The sequence below is a fragment of the Gynuella sunshinyii YC6258 genome, assembly GCF_000940805.1.
Classification (GTDB): domain Bacteria; phylum Pseudomonadota; class Gammaproteobacteria; order Pseudomonadales; family Natronospirillaceae; genus Gynuella; species Gynuella sunshinyii.
Genome location: NZ_CP007142.1, coordinates 1,318,131 through 1,338,010, shown reverse-complemented (window position 1 = coordinate 1,338,010; position 19,880 = coordinate 1,318,131). Strand labels below are relative to the sequence as shown.

The window sequence follows — 19,880 nt, the reverse complement described above, 5'->3', positions numbered from 1 at the left end:
TTTAAAGGCACCGGAGATGAAAATCCGGTGCCTGCTGTTATTTGCAGCAGCGCAAAAAAAACAGTATCGAGTTTGTCCGGTCACCGATTACTTTAGCCGGTCCAGCAATCTGACTTTCAGTTTACGTCCTTTGATCGTACTATCCCGCAACCGGGCCAGAATCGCCTTACCCTGCTGACGCTGCACAGCCACATAGGAATGAAACGGAAAAATATCAATTTTGCCGATCAAATCCGCCGCAAAACCGGCATCTCCCGTCAATGCTCCCAGGATATCTCCCGGACGGATTTTATTTTTCTTCCCACCATCGATGGCAATGGTCACCATCGGTGGTTTCATACCGCCCTGATCCGCCAGGGCCAGTTCATCCTCATGATGCCATTCAGGGGGCTGTCTGGTGAGTTGTTCTATACGTTCCAACCGGTGCATATCCCGCTCAGTCACCAGACTGATGGTCAGCCCTTGCTCGCCGGCTCGGCCGGTTCGTCCCATCCGATGAATATAAACCTCAGGATCCCTGGGGAGTTCATAATTGATCACCAGGTCCAGGGCTTTGAAGTCGAGCCCCCGGGCAGCCACGTCAGTGGCAATCAATAACGAGCAACTACGATTGGCAAACCGCAACAGTACCTGGTCGCGTTCGCGCTGCTGCATGTCGCCATGAATGGCGAGCGCATAATAACCATCGTCTGCCAGCTGATCAGCCAGCTCCTGACATTCTTGCCGGGTGGCGCAGAAAATAACCGTTGATTCCGGCGTATGGGTCGCGAGCAGACGTTCAATCAACCGGTATCCCTGAGCCCGCGCGTCAATCGGATAAAAGTGCTGGGCAATTACTTCATGATGGTGGACCGACTCTACCTCAACCCGCTGCGGCTGTTGTAAATAACGGCCGGCCATGGTGTCGATCTGTTCGGGATAGGTTGCCGAAAACAACAGCGTCTGACGCTGAGAGGGGCACTCTTTGACAATGGCGGCAATGGCATCGCTGAATCCCATGTCCAGCATACGGTCCGCTTCATCCAGTACCAACGTCTGCAGGTTCGCCAGAGACAGGGTCTGTTTGCGCAAATGCTCCATCAATCGTCCCGGGGTACCAACTATCACATGAGCACCATGCTCCAGCGAGCCGATCTGTGGTCCCAAAGGCATGCCGCCACACAGGGTCAATACTTTTATGTTATGGGTGAAACGTCCGAGTCTGCGAACCTCTTTGGCGACCTGGTCGGCCAGTTCGCGGGTCGGGCACAGTACCAGTGCCTGAACCTGAAATTGACTGACGTCCAGTTTGTGCAGCAATCCGATGCCAAACGCGGCGGTTTTACCACTGCCGGTTTTGGCCTGGGCCACCACATCCCGCCCCGCCAGAATCAGCGGCAACGCCTGCGCCTGAACGGGTGTCATATGGTGATATTCAAGGGCGTTCAGGTTGTCGAGCATCGCTGGTGACAGCGGTAATTCTGAAAATGACTGTGACATGTATAAATCTAAGAGACCTCTAAAAAATAGGAGTAGTTTTGATGCAGGCCGGGAAGCACCGCTGGCAAAACCGCAGTTTACTGGAGCACATGAAGATTAGAGAGTGCCGCCTTCGGACGGAGCTGACAACGTCCTGCACGAAAACAGACCATTTTCAGAAGCTCTCTAAAGCAGTGCCTGCCGACAGGTGCCGGCAGGGTAGTATGTATCAGTGTCTGAATTCGGACTGCAGAATACGCCATGCGTCCCAATATTGCTCGTATTCTTCCTCATCGAACACGCCACGTGCGAGTTGATCCTGGGAAGCATAGTTCATCAGCACCATTTCCAGAAAGGTGCTGTAATCCAACGCGATAGCACCGGCTATTGTCGACTGGGTTTCATCGCCCGGCCGATTCTGGAACCAGCGGTTCCAACCTTCTGAACCCGGGACATACATGCGCAGTGGTTCAGTAATTGGTCTTTTGGCCGGATAGAAATATGTCAGCATCTGATCGTAACCGGGAAAATAAGCAACCGTTCCGTGACAGCTCATGCAGGCTGAACTACGCAGTTCCGGCACCAGTTTCTCACCAACATATACATCGGTTTTCACCGCAATATCAAACGGTCCTGACAACCGGCCACCATAACCGAGGGTGACCGTCGAATAGGCCGGTGCCTCAGGATTTACCCAGGTCTCCTGCAATGGCATGGTTGGATGTTGAAAGGAGTTCACATCGGGGTCGTTACCCCACATGGCTCCCAGAGGCACCATGCGATCCCAGGCATCCTTGCCCTCAGCATCGCGGTCGTATACCAGGGTGGAAAACACCCAGCCCGTCTCTGGTGCAGCAATACTGTCTTTGACGATGATGTCAAAAATCGCAACCCGAACATCAGTGACCACCGGCCGGGCGTTTTCGATAGTGCCGTGCAGATTGAACGGTTTGCGGTAGATCTGCCACTTGGCCGCACCTTGCAGTACCGGCCATTGTTCAGGTGTGGCTGTCGCGGCGGCGGCTTTGATAATGACCGAACCTTCCGGAAACTGTGCTTCACCGTCACTAAGACTGGGAGGACAAATCCGAGTCTCCGGATTACACTGCTGCCAAACTTTGTGCAGCGCATAAGCAGCGGTCTGATTGTAATAGATGGCGGCGTGATTGCGGACATCCACGGTCAGACCTGAGTCCTTATACACCGAGGCCGGCTGAATCTGGCCGGTATAGGTTCCATAAATGGCATCACGGCCCTCCCAGCCAGTGGCAGCGATACTCTCTCCGGCCCATAACATGCTATACCAGCCTTTCTGAGCATTCTTGTTCCATGCCTCCGGCCGGGTGACAAATGTCCGCATGGGATCATCCACAAATTGTTTCAGCGCCATCACAAACGGATAGGCATTTTCTTTGGTCAACGGCTGGCCATTCAGTACTTTACGCCAGGGCATATTGATCTTTCGCGGCAGCTGTTCCGGGTAGTTCACGTGCAATTGAAACAGCGGCCCCTGATATTCTGATGGTGAAGGAATATTGCCATCATTGACGGCATAGGGATTTACTTTGGTATCTGCCTGGGCCATGCCGGCCAGTACCAAAAAAGCCAGCGTAATTTTTGAAAACGAATGTTTGCAGAACATCTGCAGTCTCCTTGTGGTCGAAGGGATGAAAGGTCATGGCAGCTGTAATTCCATTTGGTCAGCATGGGTACAATTCTTCCCCTGGTGCTTGGCCTGGTACAGAGCCTTGTCAGCCAGTTGGATCAGTTGTTCCTGGTTGTCTCCGGGACCACAGCTCACACCGATACTGAGGGTCACATACGACACCACCGAGGACACCCGATGTTCCAGCTGAGCCTGCGCCAATGCCTGATGAATCCGGTCTGCCACTTGCAATGCTCCCTGCAGACCGGTATCCGGCAATACCACGGCAAATTCCTCACCACCATAGCGGCAGACCAGGTCACCCGGCCGGTTGACCACTATTTGAAGACAGTGGGTCACGGCTTTCAGACACTCGTCACCCTGCTGGTGGCCATAGTGATCGTTATACGCTTTGAACTCGTCAATATCACACAACAGCAGTGATAATGTTTTGTGTTCCCGCCGACAATACAAAAACTGTTGTTGCAGGAACTCATTAAAATGCCGGCGGTTAGCCAATTGCGTCAGACTGTCGGTTCGGGCCAGCTGTTGCAGCTTGATATTTGCCTGTCGCAGCTGCTCTTCGGCCTGTCGGCGTTCTTCATTTTCTCTGGTCAAACGCACGTTCAGCAGCCGGATCATGTCGTATTGGGCCTGCAGTTCCTGTTTTTGGATCTCGATATCGTGAGTACGTTCACCGACCCGCTGCTCCAGCGTCTGATAGACCCTGGCATTCTCAATGGAGATGGCGATCTGGCCGCCAAGATAATTCAGCAGTGACATTTGATCCCTGGTAAACACCGACGGGGCAGCATTGTTTTCCAGATAAATAATGCCCTTCAACTGCCCCTGTAACATTAGCGGCGCACACAGAACAGATAACACCTGATGCTCATGGATGTATGGGTCTTTGATAAACAACGGAGAATGGCGGGCATCGTCAACGATAATGGGCTCCAAAGTAGAGCTGACATAATTAATAACCGTAAGGGGTAATTCACGCGACTGCGATAATGGCTCATTCAGCATGACTTCAGGCTGCTCAGTATCCACCGAAACCCGTGCCTCCACAGACAATTCCTGATGACACTGCAACAACAGAATAGCGCGCTGGGCGGTGACATTTTCCAGAATAATGTTCATCAGGGTTTCAAGCAGTTGTGGCAACCGCCGTTCTCCGGTAAGCGCCTCAGCTGAGCGGGTCAGGGTATCGGTGCCGATATTCATGGAGCGGTGCGGCAATATCTTGTTGACACTGCTGCCATCATGATCAAACAACCCCCACTTTTTCCCCAGCTGCCAGACTTCCGCTTCATGACTTTCCGCGGCTTTGGGTTGCGCCAGCCGGACATATTGTGCCGCCAGCAGCAGATGACTGATCAGCTGCAGATTCAGGTGTCCCTGAAACTGCGCAGTCTGAGCCGCCTCCAGATATTGCTGAATTGCTTGCTGGGAATGTCCTTGTAAACGGGTGAGTTCAGCTTTAATCAGTTGATAGCGATCCAGAAAATTTTCCGGACATTGTTGCGACCAGCGATAAAACTGCCGGACGATCTGCTTGACACGCATAACCGAAGCCTGACGCCGGAAACCATTTTCCTGTTCAGCCAGTCTGGCGATCAGCATGGCCTCCAGAAAGTAATGTTCAGCACAGTGCAGCATGCCCCGGGAATCTTTCAAGAATGTCCGGCTACGCTGCAATACCGTCAGGGCATCCTGATAATGACCCAGTAAATACAGCACGAACAGTTTGTTCACATAGTAAAAATGCGCAAAATGACGAGAACCGTAGGACTCCAGCCGGGCCAGATATTCCTGTTCAACGAATTCACCCACTGCGAACTGCGGTAACTGTTGTGATGGAAAACGAAGATTGAGAACTGCCTGGCGGATGCCGGTCAGCACATGCTCATGTTCCATCGCTCCGATTCTCTGCAAAGTCGGTTGCAGGGTCTCGCAACGTTCGAGAATACGATCCAGTCTGACACCGCGCATAAACAGACTCTGCATATGTGCAGCGGTGGCACAGCCGGTATGAAACCAGTCACCGATTGCGAGCCCTTGTTCATAACTTTGCTGAAAGTAACGCTCGGTATCCGTAACCGCGGAGTTCCAGGAATGGGCAAAATAGCCGTATACGAACGATACCTCGGCACTTTGCATCTCGTTGTTAAAACGTTTGAGCATGGCCAGGGAAAGCTGACCGTACTCATAACCCAGGCGATAGTCTGCCCTGACACCACAGAGGAAAATCACCCCAAAGACCATATATCCGATGACCGCTTCCCGGGTATTGCCATAAGACAGACACAGTTCCAGTTGCCGCACCGCCAGCGCCACACACAGCTGAGGACGAAGCTGATAGGCTGCCTTCTGCATGGCCGATAATAACCGGATGACCGCGATGGCCGTGGCATTCGTGGCTTCAGGCAAATCCAATAATTGTTCCGGCCGGTAGTGACGCAAACGCCATTTCAAACGCATAAAATCGGCCATGAACAGAACCGGATTAAAACCCGCTGCAATTGGTTGTCCCAACTCCTGCAGAGCTGTCCGGCCGGTGTTATAAGCTGTCTCAAAATCTCCGGCATCGGTGTGAAACTTGATTAGCAGTTCGTACAGTAAGGTTTTATGCTGTTGATCCCATGTGCTGTCGAGAGCCTGCCGATAATATTCCAGCGCTTCCTCGCGATGGTTGCAAAGATGCTCGCATTCAGCCCGCTCCCGCAACAATTCTGCTTTCTTAACGACATCAGCGTGGTGAGGCAGCAGCAACTCCATGGCGGTACGGACATAGCGTAATGCCAGAGGGAAATCGCCGTTTTTTTTGGCCTGCCGGGTGGCGGCCAGATTCAATTCACCAATGTCGAGCAGCAGGTTTTCCTGCTCGACCAGTCCGAGTGCAGTGTTATAGTGGTTCACGCACTCGAACAAATACTGATTCCGGCACTCAAGCTGGAAAAAGTAGTTGGCAATCTCCAAGTGAATTTGTTGGATCTGTTGCTGGGTCAATTGAGAATGCGCGGCCTGCTGCATGCGGTCATGGGAAAACATGTAAATCTGCCGACTCTGTTCCAACTGTTGCAACAGCCAGCCACCTTCCACGGCCTGACTGATGGCTGTTTCCACCGCGATGGTCTTCAGCAGCGAGCGTAAAATTGTGATCTCAAAACGGCTGCCAATGCAGGCGGCGGTTTTCAATACCATCTGCACCTCTGATGGTAAAAACTCAAACCGGTGACTTAGGAATTCCACCACGTTATCGCTGATGGCAATATCGCTTTGTCGGTGCCGGTCATAACACCAGGAAAAACTGACTGGATCAAACCAGATCATTTTGTTTTCCTGCGCCTGCTTCAAATACTCAATGATAAAGAACGGATTGCCATGGGTTTTACTGAAGATATCCCTGGCCAGGTCATGGGCCGCCTGGGAGTACATGGATAACTGCGTAATAAACATCTCGGCAATGGTCTCTGTCGCCAACGGACTCAGGGTCAGATCGAGTACCCTGGCATCATCGCTCTCCAGCCGCTCCAGAAAGCCCTCCAGCATAGGCGTGATGTGCTCACGGGTATCTCTGAAGGTCATAATCACCAGACATGACGACAGTTCGTAACGGGCGCTGTCGAGCCATTCAAGCGTAGCACTGTCAGACCATTGCAGATCATCCAGGAACAGACACAGCGGACAATCCGGCTCGCAGAGGATCTGCAGAAAGCGGGTCAACAGCCGATGCAGTCGCACTTTGGCATCACCTGGTGCCAACGATGCAGGTGCTGCCGGCTGATCGATAAACCGAGCCAGTTCCGGCAGCTCATCAATCAATATCTGCACTTCGGCACCGAGAATGGTGGAAAACTTTTCACTCCAGCGTCTCCGTACCTCCTTGGGTTCAACCAGCAGCTGGCGCAACAATTCCCGCAGTGAAGCAAACAAACGCTCGAACGGACTGTTGGTGCGAAACTGGTCGAACTTGACCCTGGCGCACCGGAACGACTGCTGTCCCTGACGGGTCAGCAAGGCTTCCACCAGACTGGATTTACCGATACCGGAAGAGCCACGCACCAACGCAAACGACAACGGCATTCCACGACAGTTATGCAAGGCATCTTGCAGAGAACTTATGGCTTCCTGACGGCCATATAAATGATCACTGGCAAACAGACTGGTCATGAAGCTGGCACGATCAATATTGAATTCAGGAATACTGTGACCGCTTTTCAGCGCCTCCCGGCAAATCTGCAGATCCACGACAACCGAAGCAAGATTCTGATAACGCTGTTCAGGTGTCTTGGCCATCATTTTCATGATGATGGCCACAACCACATCTGGCAGATCCTGGCGCATTTCAAGCAGATCACCCGGTTCAGTGGTCATTTTATTCAGCCGCAATCGGGTGATTGCTTCTGACAGATAGGGCGATTGCCCGCTGAGCATCAGATAAAACATGGCACCCAGGGCATAGATGTCTGCGCTTTCAGTCATGGGGACAGTATGCTGGCGATCAAACTCCGGTGCCTGATAGAGAGGATCCCCTCCTTGCGGGTAAGGTCGGTTTTTCCAGCCGCTGTGAATACGAAATGCCTGACTGAACCCCAATACCCGGATATTCCGCAGATCTTCAGCAACCAGAATATGGCTCGGATTGAGATTGCCATGAATGACGCCTGCGTGATGCACCGTCGCAATTGCCTCACTCATGAGCAGCGCCAGATCGATAAACGTCTCTGGCAGTAAGGTAGCAGTGGCAACTAGTTCGTCCAGTGGCTGGCCGACAAAAAATTCCCGTACCAGCACTGGCTGTTGCTGCCACAACTGAACACCATAAGGCTGGATGACGGCGGGATGGCAACATAACTCCAGCAACGCACATTCATTGTTCAACATATCAAGATGGGACACACCCGGCACCTCGAATCTGCTGCGTTTAAGCAGCAGCGGCCGGCCATGAATATCAGTCGCCGACAGCAGATCCGAAGTGGCCGTTGTATGCAGCAGGGTTACCTGATTGAACTCAACAGCAGGCACACAAGGCTCCGTCAATATTTTTAAAAACTCTCATAAAATGAGTATTTCCCCAGCCAATAAATTGTAAGCCGTCAGTGACACTTGTCATCATACCGGTCATGGGCTTTTCTGATGTTCCTTGATTGAGATTGAAGCCGGTTGTTTATTCGGCCTGCCACCCTGTTTTGGACCGGAATGTGAACATATGAAAAAACTCTCACATCCGTATTGAGATCTTTGCATCAGCTTAGCAGTATTTGGAAATTTACAAAAAAAACAACCATCTTCTGAAATACAACCAGAAAACCAGGAACTGCTGATAGGAATGCCGGATGATTCTCAACAGCCGATACCGTTATTTGGTTAACCAACAGAAGTCAGTCAAATCGTTGCAACAAATCTCCGGACAGTATTGCCGAAGGGAGTCAGTTCCAGGAAAAACTTATGAAAAGCAGGAGTTTATAAGTCATAACTGACTGATTTTGAGAAGGTTTTTTTATGTGGCAATCATGGCCCGGATAATTATTCAGAGATACCTGGAACAAGGCCATAAAAAACACTCAATAAAAAAGCATATTAACCATCTATACCACAACAGTACTATGCACAACATTCTTCAAATGAGCCGTTAAAACATGTTCAGTTTTCGTGCCTTTGCCATGAGACTGCCACAATATAATGCATATAATTTCACAACCGGTTGAAAATAAAGGGTTAACTATATGGCATGTTACTCGCATAACTTTGCCGGCGTATTTTGAGACCAGCACAACGATGGTATTCAACAGCAGCGATACCGAAGCTATTTCATAATCAAGCGTATCACATCGATTTATTATGAAATCTCTTCAATACGTTTCAGAATCTGAACCGGGGTTTTGAAAACGTATCTACGTTCGCTCAAGCATTTTCTTTTCCGTCCGCTTCGGTGGAAAAATACATTGCAGGCTATTGCCCTGTATGACACTGCGTCAGACGCACTCACATTCAAGCGCAAACGAAATGATCACCGACTGTTGGGTAACGGCATCCATTTGCCAACCCCAGCGGCATTTACGGAGGCACTATGAAACAAGTCAGTTATGAAATCAGCTCACAGGTTCTGGAACAATACGATTCACCACAAGGACGAGCGTTTTACCGGCAAGTAATGGGGGACAGCGGTTTCAATATCCATTACGGCATCTATCCTTCCGAAAACGAAACCATGAAGACTGCCAGTGAAAATATCATTCGACATTTGCAGGAACTGGCGCAACAACGTGGTGTTCACCTGCCCCAGGCATCCATACTGGATCTCGGCTCCGGTACCGGTGGTGCCGCACATTATCTGGCCGGACATTTTGGTTGCCATGTTACCTGTGTGAACATCAGTCCGGAACAAAACAAAATTAATCGCAAACAGGCTCAGGAGCTGGGCATTGATGATTTGATCAAGATAGAACAATGCAGCTTCGACAATCTGCCCGGGAAGTGGTCAGGGCAGTTTGATCTGGTCTGGAGTGAAGAAGCCTTTTGCCACGCGGAGCATAAGGATACCGTGATCAAAGAAGCCTGGCGGGTGTTAAAACCCGGAGGCGTGCTGGTCTTCAGCGATATTATGGAGGGGGAGCTGAATCAGGACACCCATACCTTCAGCGACCGTAACGCCATTCGCGATCTTGCCAGTCCAAGTGACTATATCCGGTTGTGCATGGCAAACGGTTTTTACCATTTAAGCTATCACGACCTCAGTCATCACCTGCCGATCAACTTCCGCAAAATGATCGATCAGATCGATCAACACTATGACCGACTGGTCGACAACGGAGTGTCATCCAAATATGCCGATAATTTCCGTCAATCATTGAACGACAGAGTCAATGCGGCTTTCCAGGGTAATTTTTCCTGGGGTAGTTTTGTGATGAACAAATCCACCCGGTTGGAACATCCGCATCTTCGCTCCGTGATCGAAGGGCGCAACCTCTGCCGTATCACAGCAGAACCACTGACCCGGGAAAATCTCGCCGAACTGGGAACCCTGTACGCCTATGATCAACCACTGGAACAACACCCACCGGTTCCACAACACAGCTGGCCGGTAAAATATCCACAGCGAATGGAAACCGGGCGGGGTCTGGCTCCCCTTGGCACCGATGATATGACCATGACATGGCAGCAGGAAATTCTGCATGCCCGTAATGAAGTGCTGGAACATTGTTACCAGAACATCGCCTATCGGGATGAACAGCATGGATACTTTATCGAATGGTTCAACCAGCACGTCGAAAGCGGACAAAAATTCTACTGTCCTGGTGTACCGTTGCTGTACGTGCTGGCAGCTCCGGTAGATCATCCCAAAGCGCAGGATTTTAAGGCATTTATCGCCGACGGCAGTCATGGCGTCATCATCAATCCCGGCGTATGGCACACCAATCCGATTCCACTGATCGATACAGAAGTTACCCTGACCACTACTCAGTCTATTGTCGATGCCAGTTGTGACTGCTCACTGTCAGCAGAGCACAATCAGTGGTTGAACATCACGGTCAGCACCGGGACGGACTCATGAAAAAGATCTTTATTACCGCCGAGGTGCCGACCCGGATATTACAAAATCTGTCCCGGGATTTTCAGGTCGATGTCTTCTCCCAGTCACGCCCCATGACCGAACAGGAACTGCTTCATTGCCTGCAATGCGAACACTATGATGCGGTGGTTTGCACCTACAAAGACAGGATCAATCAGCAGCTATTGGATGCGGCGGGTGATCAACTTCAGGTCATTGCCACCCTGAGTACCGGAACCGATCACATCGACAAACGTGCCTGTCATCAGGCCGGGGTGAAAGTCTGCAATGTGCCGGCGGTGACCACCCATGCGGTGGCCGATTATGCCGTTGCCCTGTTGCTGATCGGGATTCGCCGGCTGGACAGCCATATTCAGGAAGATACCAGCGATGGTAATGACGAACCCTGGCACTTCATGGGTAACCTGCAAGGGCGCGCGCTGTCTGACATGACCATCGGGATAATTGGTATGGGCAAGATCGGTACGGAAATCAGCCGACGGCTACACGGATTTGGTGCCCGCATAAATTACTTTTCCCGCACCCGCAAAATTCACGTCGAACAGCAATTTGCGGCGCACTATCAGTCGCTCGAAGCGCTACTGGCCAACGCGGATGCCGTTTTGCTCAGCTGCGCCCTCAGTCAGGAAACCTATCACCTGTTGAATCGAGATACTCTGCGGAACCTCAAACCGCACGCCATTCTGGTGAACGTGGCACGAGGTGAAATCTGCGATCATCAGGCACTGACAGAGGTTCTGGCATCGGGTCAACTGGCCATGCTGCTGACCGATACCACCGAGCCCGAACCATTGCCACCGGAACACCCGCTGCGACAAATGCCGAATTGCCTGATATTTCCACACATTGCCACCAACACTCTCGACAGCCGTGAAAATCTCTGTCATGGCGCGGTCGCGGAAGTACAGCGGACATTATCGACTCTGCCGGTCACAAAGTTCTCCTGATTCGCATCGTCGGCATCGGATAAAAAAACAGGCACGATGCTATTGATAGCGATGGCGCGGTATCTGCCTGCGGTTTCCTATTTTTCCCGCACCTTACCTGTTCATGATTGCGACAGGGTCGCCGGAACCACGACCAGCTCTACATCGGCACCGGCTTTTTGATTGAGCGCATCCACCAGACTGCCATGCCACAAATGGTTGCGGACCGACGGGTCGTGACGGCCAAGAATGACACCCGACACATTCAGTTCGGACATAAGCTTCAACATGGTCTCCACCAACAGGCTGGCCGGCGCTTCCAGCAGACTGACCCGAACACTCAGCCCCGCCTGCGCCAGTATCCTGCCCGCCTCATCGATCAACTTACCTGTCCGCTCCTGACTCTCCACATCGATAGCATCCGTCTCGACCACTTCCCAGGTGCGTATATGCACCAGCTCTACCGGACGTTGCTGCAGACGGGCCATATCAATGGTCTGTTGCAACACATGGTGCGCTGGCTGATGGCCGGACAGTGCCAACAGCAATGGCCGTGTGGAACTCTCTGCTAGAGCACTCACCGGTTGTTCCGGGCGTTGCAGATGCTGACGATAAACCCACAGAATCACAAATGCCGCCACCGCCGCACCCGCAGCCACCACAAACGTCAATTGAGCACTGAAATACTCTGCCAGCAGCGGTGCCAGAAAGGGGGCGACTACACCGGCAAACCAACGAATAAAGTTATAACCGGCCGATGCCACCGGGCGTGGCGCATCGGAAATTTCCAGCGCAATTTCCGTATAAATTGTATTGCAGACGCCCATAACCGCACCGGACAGCACCACGCATGTGGCGATCACCGTCACGGAACCAAATGCCATGACAACCAATATCAGCGCCAACAGACTCAGGCAACCGGTCAGGATCTGCAACGCCGAGAATTGCGCCTGTAACCGTGGTGCCACCAGCACTGAAAACAACGCCAGCAGAATGCCCCAGCCAAAAAATATCAGCCCCACCGAGTGAGCGGACATTTGCAACACAAACGGTGCAAACGCGAGAATGGTGAAAAATGCAAAATAGTAAAAGAATGCACTGCCCGATGCAGTGAGCAGGCCACCCTGGTCAGAATTCTTGAAGCAGTATCACGACGACGTAATTACCCTCTGGAGCGGGCGCATTATTTGTTGCTGTTACAGTTGCGTAATGAGCCATTGAGCATTGGGGAACTGGCGGAACGCCTGATGCTGGATAATTCCACCGTCACCCGTCAGGTTAAAGCCATGGAAAAACAGCGACTGCTGATCAAAATTCCCAACCCCGCTGACCGTCGCAGCACCCTGGTGCGACGCACAGAACTGGGCGCCAGCCTGGCGGAAGACATGAACCGGCTACGCATCGAGCGCCTGAGCCACAACCTGCAGGACTGGCCAACAGCGGACCTTCAGTCGCTGTCACAACTGACCGGTCGACTGAACCGGGCCCTGGCCGATCATGTCAGAGCCGGAGATGAAGACGACTGAACACCCAATCGGTTGTCCGACGAACCATTCAGTCTTCACGATTAATCACCCGGGTGAGGACATCCATATGACCGCTGACAGTCAGAAAATCACTGACTTCAGACACCCAGCAGGATTCCGTCAGAGTAGCCCAGCTGCGGCTGACAGTCTGTATCAGCGGCCGGTCATCAAAGGCCGACATCAATACGCCGTTCAGGGCGTCGACAGACATGGGTTTACGGCCGGGACGATCTTTCTGCCGGCTCAGGGAGGCCACAATGCGCGACTGTGTCAGGGGGTCAGGTTTGATGGGCGTTTCCAACACCGAGCGCGCTACGATCAGATCCGGTGGGACATTTTCGAGCACACAGGCCTGCAACCGGCAGTGACCGTCAACCAGCACAAAGGCATCGAGGCAATTGAGATACCAGACCAGTATTGGCGGCGATTCTCCTGCGCGAACTTTTTTGCGCCACCATTTCAAGCGTCCGGAGTCCGTCTCCGGTGGTTTAAGATTGACGAGATCGCCGCTACCGCTGAACCACCAGTCGAGCCAGCAGACAGCCTCTGTGGAACTGGCTGGTTGCAGGTTGGAGACCAACAGCCCGGCCAGTCGCCCGCGTTGACCAGACTGAGGCTCTGACCGGGACACCCAGTTAGAATGACTGCGTTGTCCGCTCTGATAGGTAAATAACCACTGGCCCTGGTATAAAAACCCGCCTTGACTGTGGCTCAATTGCTCAACGAAAAAACGAATCCACGAGCGGATTCGATCATGACCTGAGAGCTGCCGTCTCGCCTCAATGTCCTGTGAACGAATGGGTGGTATCGGCATTTCGGAAACCGACCCGTCAGCAAACGGCTTGATCACCCATACACCCCCATAATCCCGCACAGGGGTTGCCCAGAAGCGGATACGGTCGCCGGTTACCAGCCGGATGCGACTGTTACCACCGGATTGAAGATGCGTCCCCGGCTTAACCGACGGGCCTGTCTGAACCTGAACCTGTAATCCGAGACCGTCATCATCCGCCAGATCCTGCCAATAAATACTCATATCCCTACACCCAAATCAGCCCCTCAGCCGGGGCTGCCTGAGTGTCGCCCAAGATCATCCCAATGGCAATGCAGTGATGAGCCAGAGGCGCCTTAAAAACATTTGTTCAGGGAGCCATGCGAATTTCCACCCGACGGTTTTTGGCACGGCCTTCGGCAGTATCGTTGGAGACCAGAGGATCTTTCTTGCCCATCCCCACCGTACTCAACTGATTAGGGTTCATATTCAGAACGTTAACCAGATAATTTTTAACCGTCTCTGCACGTTTGCGACTGAGCGCGGTATTGACAGCATCGGAGCCGACATTATCGGTATAGCCGTATATCACAAATTTCAGCTCCGGATCGGCCTTGAACTGATCGGCAAACAAGGTCAGTTCCGGCAAATAGTCACCAGCCACCTCCGCCTTATTAGAAGCAAAATAGATAAACAGCGTCTGGGCGTTACTCATGGAACGGTCTGTCACCGTGATCTGCACATCGATGGGTCCAACTTCCTGGCGGCCATCCGTCATCCAGTATTGAAAGCGGTCACGCGCATTCATGCTGCCATCGTGCTGATAAGTCAGAATGCCATCCTTAAGTTCCAGCTGACCACGATCGGCCGCCGCAATCCGACTGATCACCAACGGTGCTTCGCCATAGTTGATATCGTTGGTCAATACATCCAATACCATGTTTTGACCCTGAGGCACTGAAAACGCATCACTGAGGCCTTTGGGAGTTGGAATGCGTACATCCATTTCCACTCGCACCGGTCCCACTTCATGGCTGCCATTGCTCAACCAGTACACCAGCAGATCTTTGTCTTTTTTGCCGACCTGTTGATAAAGAATGGTCTTGCCATCGGTGGTGGCGGTACTGGTGCTGTTTGTGGCCAGTTGTAACCGGGTTATGGTCAGAGGCAGTTTGTTAGGATCATGATCATTTGCGAGTACTTTCAACACCCGCTGTTCGTTCTGATCAACCTGATAGTAATCATCCTCGCCGATGGGTTTCGGCATATCCACATGTACAGTGACCGGGATCGGACCATATTCGTGTCGGCCGGAAGTGAACCAGTAGCTGAAGCTGTCTTCGGTGAAGGTACCGCTACGCTGACGATAGATGACAGATTTCTGATCCGGGCTGATAATGCTATGACCATTGGCCGCCGGGGTAATGTTGGTAATCTTCAGGGATTGTCCCTGGTCGGCATCGTTGGCCAGCACATCCAGAGAAACATCGTTGGGACCCTGGGCAACGGTAAACTCATCGGCCATCTGTGCCGGTGTCAGATCCCACTGACCGGGTTTGGTCAGCCCCATGGGTCGGAATTCGAGACCAACCGATACCAGCTGGGCACTTTCGCGATCCATCCAGTAAACATTCCAGCCCAATCGCGCCGTCCAGTGCGGATTGATTTCATAGGTGGTTTCCAACCCCGCCGTTGGCGCGACACCAAACCGTTTGTCACTGCCGACTTTGTTACCATCATTATCTCTCAAGGTGTAATGCTGACGCCAACCGGTGAGACCGGCACGGGCCCCAAAGCCAACGGGTTCGAGCGGTCCATCAAATCCGCGCCACCTGCCCAGCACACTCAGAGCAATACCATCTTTAATGCTTTCGGGGTGAATCTCTTCAAGCTCATCGTAAAATTTGCCGGCATCGAGAAAGTTACCCGAGTAATCAACATCCACTTCCCCGAGTGTCAGATATTCCACCTGAGTGGCAATGCTCCAGGGGCGGGAAACCGATAACCACTGATCGAGGTCTACCCCCACCCCGACACGCAGACTGCCGCGCCAATCGGTCGTTCCTGATAACGATGCATCCAGGCCAGCATCATTAATCTGTTTCTGATAGTCATCCTTGGTAAGCGGTCGGGCATAGCCTCCATCGATGGAGAACCATATTGGGAACTCAGCCTGAGCCGTACTTGCCAACCCCGATAACGCCAGTATAACAATGGATTTTATGGTCATGATGCCTTCCTTTTTTCTAGAGCATTAGCAGGCCTGTCAGCTCTAGGGCACAATCTGAAAAATGGCCTGTTTTCGCGCAGGACGTTGTCAGCCCCGTCCGAAGGCGACACCCTCTCACATCCTCATTTACTCCAGTAAACTGCGGTGTTGCGAGCGGTGCTTCCTCGCCTGCGTCAAAACTATTCCTATTTTTTCAGAAGCCCCCTATACGGTGAAACCGGCTGTGCTGAATTGATACACCCAACTGAAAACCAAAAATACTCAGGCAGGTATTATTCATGTAATTCAACGACAGCACTGCATCTATACAGCGGAGAATTATCAGCAATCTTTTCCGTTAGAATTTCATCGTCACTCACGCTATGAGCGTGACTGGCAGTTACGCTAATGTGTTATTTTGCAACTGTCATCAATACCAGTGTAGACACCATAACTGATCAGGTCACCCTGATTTAGAAAATCTTATTAATTACTGTTATACGGCCCTGGACAAAAACGTTCCTGCCATATTAGAGAAACGCCATTCACGCGCGATGCAAACATCCGAAAACGGTAATCATGCTATTGTTTAGCGCTTCATGGGTCTGATCATAAAGCTGCGCTAACTACTTTAAATCCGTTCTCAGACTCCAGAAAATCAGGATCGACATAAATCTTCGTTTTACCTTTCTGCGTCCATAACCACCAGCTGAAGATACGTTTCACCCGACCTGAACAGGGCCAGGTGGATGACATCAGCACTCAGGCTTTGACGCCCGAGTACACCGAAATGGGATAAGAATAATGCACGTCACCATCGACCCATCGCGGATTGAATCCGGTTTGGTTGAGACCGATATCCTGAGTGATCAAGGTCCTGATGGTTATATCATCGCCGGGTTTGGGAAAGGATGCTGACAGCTGCTGTTCCAACTCAACATCAACGGTATAACGGGATTTGGTACAACGGACAAATACATCCTGCAAAAAACACTGATCCAGTCTCGCTGACGATAAAGCACATACATGCGATGAATCGCGCAACCGTTCAATTGCATTGAATCGTTCTGACACCAAAGGCTCAATGGCCACATCCGCCACCACCACACGACCTCCGGGTTTACAGACCCGGATCATTTCTGCCAACACCTGCTCAGGCTCCAGAAAATGATGAAAGCTGTAACGGGTCACCACCACATCAAAGCAGGCATCCTGGTAAGGCAGCTGCATGGCATTCCCCTGTTTGAAGGACATGTTGGAAAGCCTTTTCTCTGCCGCATAATTGCGCGCCTGCATCAGCATGGCCGGTGTCAGATCCAGACACTCCACATGACCGGCGACAGCGGCAAAGGCTGCCGCCACCAATCCCGGGCCGGACGCCACATCCAGCACCTGACTGTCGGCATCCACCTGCGCGAGTTCGACCAGCAGCTCCACGGCATTCATGTGCCCTGGTAATTGCGTGAAAGGTATGGCCTGCCGGGTAAATTGCGACACCACATTATCATTATGATCGCTATGTGCGGACATGATTTGATCCCGTTGAGTTGAACAAGAGGATCCATTATTCTCCAATGCTCCCTGACCGACTTTCGACATTATGACAATACATAATGATTTTCTGACAAAGATCGACCCGGTTGCTCCCGGCCACACCATTGATCCGCAACGGCCGGTCCTGCCCTACTGGCAGGCAACAGAAAACGCCATGTGCTCTGCACCACACGCTCACCCGCGAGGGCAATTCATCTACTCCAGTCAGGGCATTACCCGGGTGATGACAGAGACCGGAATTTACCTGCTGCCATCCTCTCAGGCCTTCTGGTGCCCTCCCGGGCATCAACATGAATTGTACTTTCTGGGCGCAGTACGTATCGCCAACCTGTTTATTGATCCCGACTGGTGCGATTATTTTCCAATAAATCAGTGTGTACTGAACGTCACACCGCTGGCACAGGAACTGATCCTGCGCGCCATACAAATCGGCACAGATTATGATTCTGATAGTAAAGATTACCGGCTGATGGTCGTTGTCATCGATGAACTATCCGGACTCAAACGCGCCCCTCTGGCACTACCGTGGTCCAACCATCCTTCGTTATCAAAAATCCTGTGGCAGCTGTTCGAACATCCTGCCAGCCAGCACAACGTGGAATACTGGGCAGCCATGATTCACACCACCCCCAGAACCCTGGCCCGGTTATTCCAGCAGGAAGTGAATATGACCTTCAGTGAATGGCGGATGCAGGCGCGCCTGCTATATGCTCTGGAGCAACTCAATCACGGCAAATCAGTCACCTACATTGCACTCGAATTAGGCTACAGTTCACCCAGTGCGTTTATTGCCGCGTTCAAAAAGATAATGCAGAAATCGCCGTTGGAATATATATCAGCCATCAGGTCCTGATCCGGCTTATCGCTCAGGTCAGTCAATTGTGCCGGTAAAATCCGGCAAGTATTTATGTCGGGTTAATAAGGCTCAACGACAGTAAAAGTGAAAGGTTCTTTCTCAATGGCCGCATGGTGAAGCGCAGCATCTATCTGACTCAGAGGGAATTTTGTAACACGCCACTGCTGAAGATTGAGCTGACCGGACTTCACCAACCTGACCAGCTTCCCTGGTGTATCAGCGCTATACATCCAGGCCCCCCGCAGGGTGATGTTGTTGCGCATTATCCACGGATAGGGTAACTCCAGGCCTGGTCCTCCAAGCATACCTACTCCTCCCATAAGTACAGCTCTTCCATAAGGCCGGGTGGTCAGCACTGCATTCCTGGATACCTCGCTCGGTACCGATGGCGGAAGGATATCCAGCACCAGATCAACAGGGCCCGCCACTGCCATCATATTTTCCTGATCCATGATCGCGTTCCCGGTCAACTGCACCGGTTTGACTCTGTGTCCGAATCTGGCAACCAGCGCTTCCAGCATTGCCACATTCCGCCCCGGCGTGACCACCGCTCCGGCCCCCATGGCAAGAGCCACCGCGACGGCAGAACTGCCAAAATTTCCGGTTGCTCCGCTGATCAGCACCGTTTCTCCGGGTTGCAGGCTACCGGCTAGCAAGCCGCCAAACGGTACCAGTAACGTTCCCATTGCACACCAGAAATGAGCCGATGACGCATCAACCGCTCCAAGCGGTATCACACATTCCGTTGGAACCCGGATTTTTTCGGCGAAAGAACCATCGCGGAAATACTTCTGCAATATAAGTCCACCCTCTCCCCGCGCACTCAAACCCTGCAGGGCAACATCCGGAAACAGAGGATTATCCCGCGCACGCACGGTCGCATCGCAAAGTACCCAATCCCCCGGAGACAGAACAGTCGCGTCGGGGCCGACCTGCAAAACCCTCCCCACCGCTCCAGCCCCCGGAACCAGCGGCGGTTCCAGCAAATATTGTCTTTTACCGGAAATAACTTCCTCCATATAAGGAAGTACCGGGGCATACTTCACCTCTACCAGTACCTCTCCGGTACCCAGTTGCGGATCCGGCCATTCCATAATCTCAAGAGGATGACCAAACGCTTTCAGTACTGCTGCTTTCATATTAATCTCCTGTCCGAACGATATGAGCCAGGCAGTTACAAATGCCAGATTAATAGCACAGTGCAAAAAGGCACGCCGCCGGCTGTTGGATGCGCCCCTTAAAAACAAAACGCTGCAGATGTTTAAGGGAACCATTCAAACAGAGCAATGACGATCTGCTTGCATGCCGGGTCAATCATACGAACCAAACCAGCACTCATTCAGCGACAATCTTAT

12 protein-coding genes are annotated in these 19,880 nt (G+C 52.0%); 4 read left to right on the top strand and 8 right to left on the bottom strand.

Translation table 11 applies throughout. The annotated features are described in order from the left end of the window. Nucleotides 1-87: 87 nt before the first annotated feature. From dbpA to YC6258_RS05950, 3 genes are all read right to left on the bottom strand, one after another. The gene (gene dbpA / locus YC6258_RS05960) at nucleotides 88-1,479 is read right to left on the bottom strand and encodes an ATP-dependent RNA helicase DbpA (RefSeq protein WP_044616210.1); all 1,392 of its coding nucleotides are present in this window, start codon (nucleotides 1,477-1,479) and stop codon (nucleotides 88-90) included. A gap of 208 nt (nucleotides 1,480-1,687) precedes the next feature. Next, nucleotides 1,688-3,100, bottom strand: a complete 1,413-nt coding sequence (locus YC6258_RS05955; RefSeq protein ID WP_052830105.1) for a hypothetical protein — start codon at nucleotides 3,098-3,100, stop codon at nucleotides 1,688-1,690. A gap of 33 nt (nucleotides 3,101-3,133) precedes the next feature. Then, nucleotides 3,134-8,134 (bottom strand): diguanylate cyclase domain-containing protein, encoded by a 5,001-nt coding sequence (locus tag YC6258_RS05950; protein WP_044616209.1) that lies wholly within the window; start codon nucleotides 8,132-8,134, stop codon nucleotides 3,134-3,136. Between the two features lie 1,045 nt (nucleotides 8,135-9,179). Between YC6258_RS05950 and YC6258_RS05945 the strand changes: the two genes are divergently transcribed. Both YC6258_RS05945 and YC6258_RS05940 read left to right on the top strand, forming a co-directional pair. Beyond that, nucleotides 9,180-10,664, top strand: a complete 1,485-nt coding sequence (locus tag YC6258_RS05945; RefSeq protein ID WP_044616208.1) for a methyltransferase domain-containing protein — start codon at nucleotides 9,180-9,182, stop codon at nucleotides 10,662-10,664. Continuing rightward, the gene (locus YC6258_RS05940; protein ID WP_052830104.1) at nucleotides 10,661-11,629 is read left to right on the top strand and encodes a 2-hydroxyacid dehydrogenase; all 969 of its coding nucleotides are present in this window, start codon (nucleotides 10,661-10,663) and stop codon (nucleotides 11,627-11,629) included. Before YC6258_RS05945 ends, YC6258_RS05940 begins: the two co-directional genes overlap by 4 nt. Nucleotides 11,630-11,730: 101 nt before the next feature. Here the strand turns inward: YC6258_RS05940 and YC6258_RS05935 are convergent, their stop codons facing one another. Continuing rightward, nucleotides 11,731-12,654, bottom strand: a complete 924-nt coding sequence (locus YC6258_RS05935) for an MFS transporter (RefSeq protein WP_245627012.1) — start codon at nucleotides 12,652-12,654, stop codon at nucleotides 11,731-11,733. Between YC6258_RS05935 and YC6258_RS27095 the strand changes: the two genes are divergently transcribed. Continuing rightward, a complete protein-coding gene (locus tag YC6258_RS27095) occupies nucleotides 12,646-13,134 on the top strand; it encodes a MarR family winged helix-turn-helix transcriptional regulator (protein ID WP_052830102.1) in 489 nt (162 codons plus the stop codon). The genes YC6258_RS05935 and YC6258_RS27095 overlap by 9 nt on opposite strands. Before the next feature lie 28 nt (nucleotides 13,135-13,162). On the opposite strand, the gene YC6258_RS27090 is transcribed toward YC6258_RS27095, so the two are convergent. The 3 genes from YC6258_RS27090 to YC6258_RS05915 all read right to left on the bottom strand — a co-directional run bounded on the left by YC6258_RS27090 (nucleotide 13,163) and on the right by YC6258_RS05915 (nucleotide 17,645). Continuing rightward, complete coding sequence (locus tag YC6258_RS27090) at nucleotides 13,163-14,170, bottom strand: hypothetical protein (RefSeq protein WP_052830101.1); 1,008 nt, start codon at nucleotides 14,168-14,170, stop codon at nucleotides 13,163-13,165. 106 nt (nucleotides 14,171-14,276) lie between these two features. Beyond that, the gene (locus tag YC6258_RS27085) at nucleotides 14,277-16,136 is read right to left on the bottom strand and encodes an OmpA family protein (RefSeq protein WP_052830100.1); all 1,860 of its coding nucleotides are present in this window, start codon (nucleotides 16,134-16,136) and stop codon (nucleotides 14,277-14,279) included. 741 nt (nucleotides 16,137-16,877) lie between these two features. Beyond that, nucleotides 16,878-17,645: a class I SAM-dependent methyltransferase gene (locus YC6258_RS05915; RefSeq protein ID WP_044616207.1), complete on the bottom strand. Its 768-nt coding sequence runs from the start codon at nucleotides 17,643-17,645 to the stop codon at nucleotides 16,878-16,880. 70 nt (nucleotides 17,646-17,715) lie between these two features. Between YC6258_RS05915 and YC6258_RS05910 the strand changes: the two genes are divergently transcribed. Further along, nucleotides 17,716-18,522 (top strand): helix-turn-helix domain-containing protein, encoded by an 807-nt coding sequence (locus tag YC6258_RS05910; RefSeq protein WP_052830099.1) that lies wholly within the window; start codon nucleotides 17,716-17,718, stop codon nucleotides 18,520-18,522. 62 nt (nucleotides 18,523-18,584) lie between these two features. Here YC6258_RS05910 and YC6258_RS05905 read toward each other — a convergent pair whose 3' ends face one another. Continuing rightward, nucleotides 18,585-19,664 (bottom strand): quinone oxidoreductase family protein, encoded by a 1,080-nt coding sequence (locus YC6258_RS05905; RefSeq protein WP_044616206.1) that lies wholly within the window; start codon nucleotides 19,662-19,664, stop codon nucleotides 18,585-18,587. Between the last annotated feature and the right edge of the window lie 216 nt (nucleotides 19,665-19,880).

What these genes read in the sequence shown, in the direction of transcription:
- YC6258_RS05910 (WP_052830099.1), top strand. Translation starts at nt 17,716, where the DNA reads ATGACAATACATAATGATTTTCTGACAAAGATCGACCCGGTTGCTCCC.
- YC6258_RS05955 (WP_052830105.1), bottom strand. Translation starts at nt 3,100, where the DNA reads ATGTTCTGCAAACATTCGTTTTCAAAAATTACGCTGGCTTTTTTGGTA.
- YC6258_RS05940 (WP_052830104.1), top strand. Translation starts at nt 10,661, where the DNA reads ATGAAAAAGATCTTTATTACCGCCGAGGTGCCGACCCGGATATTACAA.
- YC6258_RS27085 (WP_052830100.1), bottom strand. Translation starts at nt 16,136, where the DNA reads ATGACCATAAAATCCATTGTTATACTGGCGTTATCGGGGTTGGCAAGT.
- YC6258_RS05945 (WP_044616208.1), top strand. Translation starts at nt 9,180, where the DNA reads ATGAAACAAGTCAGTTATGAAATCAGCTCACAGGTTCTGGAACAATAC.
- dbpA (WP_044616210.1), bottom strand. Translation starts at nt 1,479, where the DNA reads ATGTCACAGTCATTTTCAGAATTACCGCTGTCACCAGCGATGCTCGAC.
- YC6258_RS05905 (WP_044616206.1), bottom strand. Translation starts at nt 19,664, where the DNA reads ATGAAAGCAGCAGTACTGAAAGCGTTTGGTCATCCTCTTGAGATTATG.
- YC6258_RS05915 (WP_044616207.1), bottom strand. Translation starts at nt 17,645, where the DNA reads ATGTCCGCACATAGCGATCATAATGATAATGTGGTGTCGCAATTTACC.
- YC6258_RS27090 (WP_052830101.1), bottom strand. Translation starts at nt 14,170, where the DNA reads ATGAGTATTTATTGGCAGGATCTGGCGGATGATGACGGTCTCGGATTA.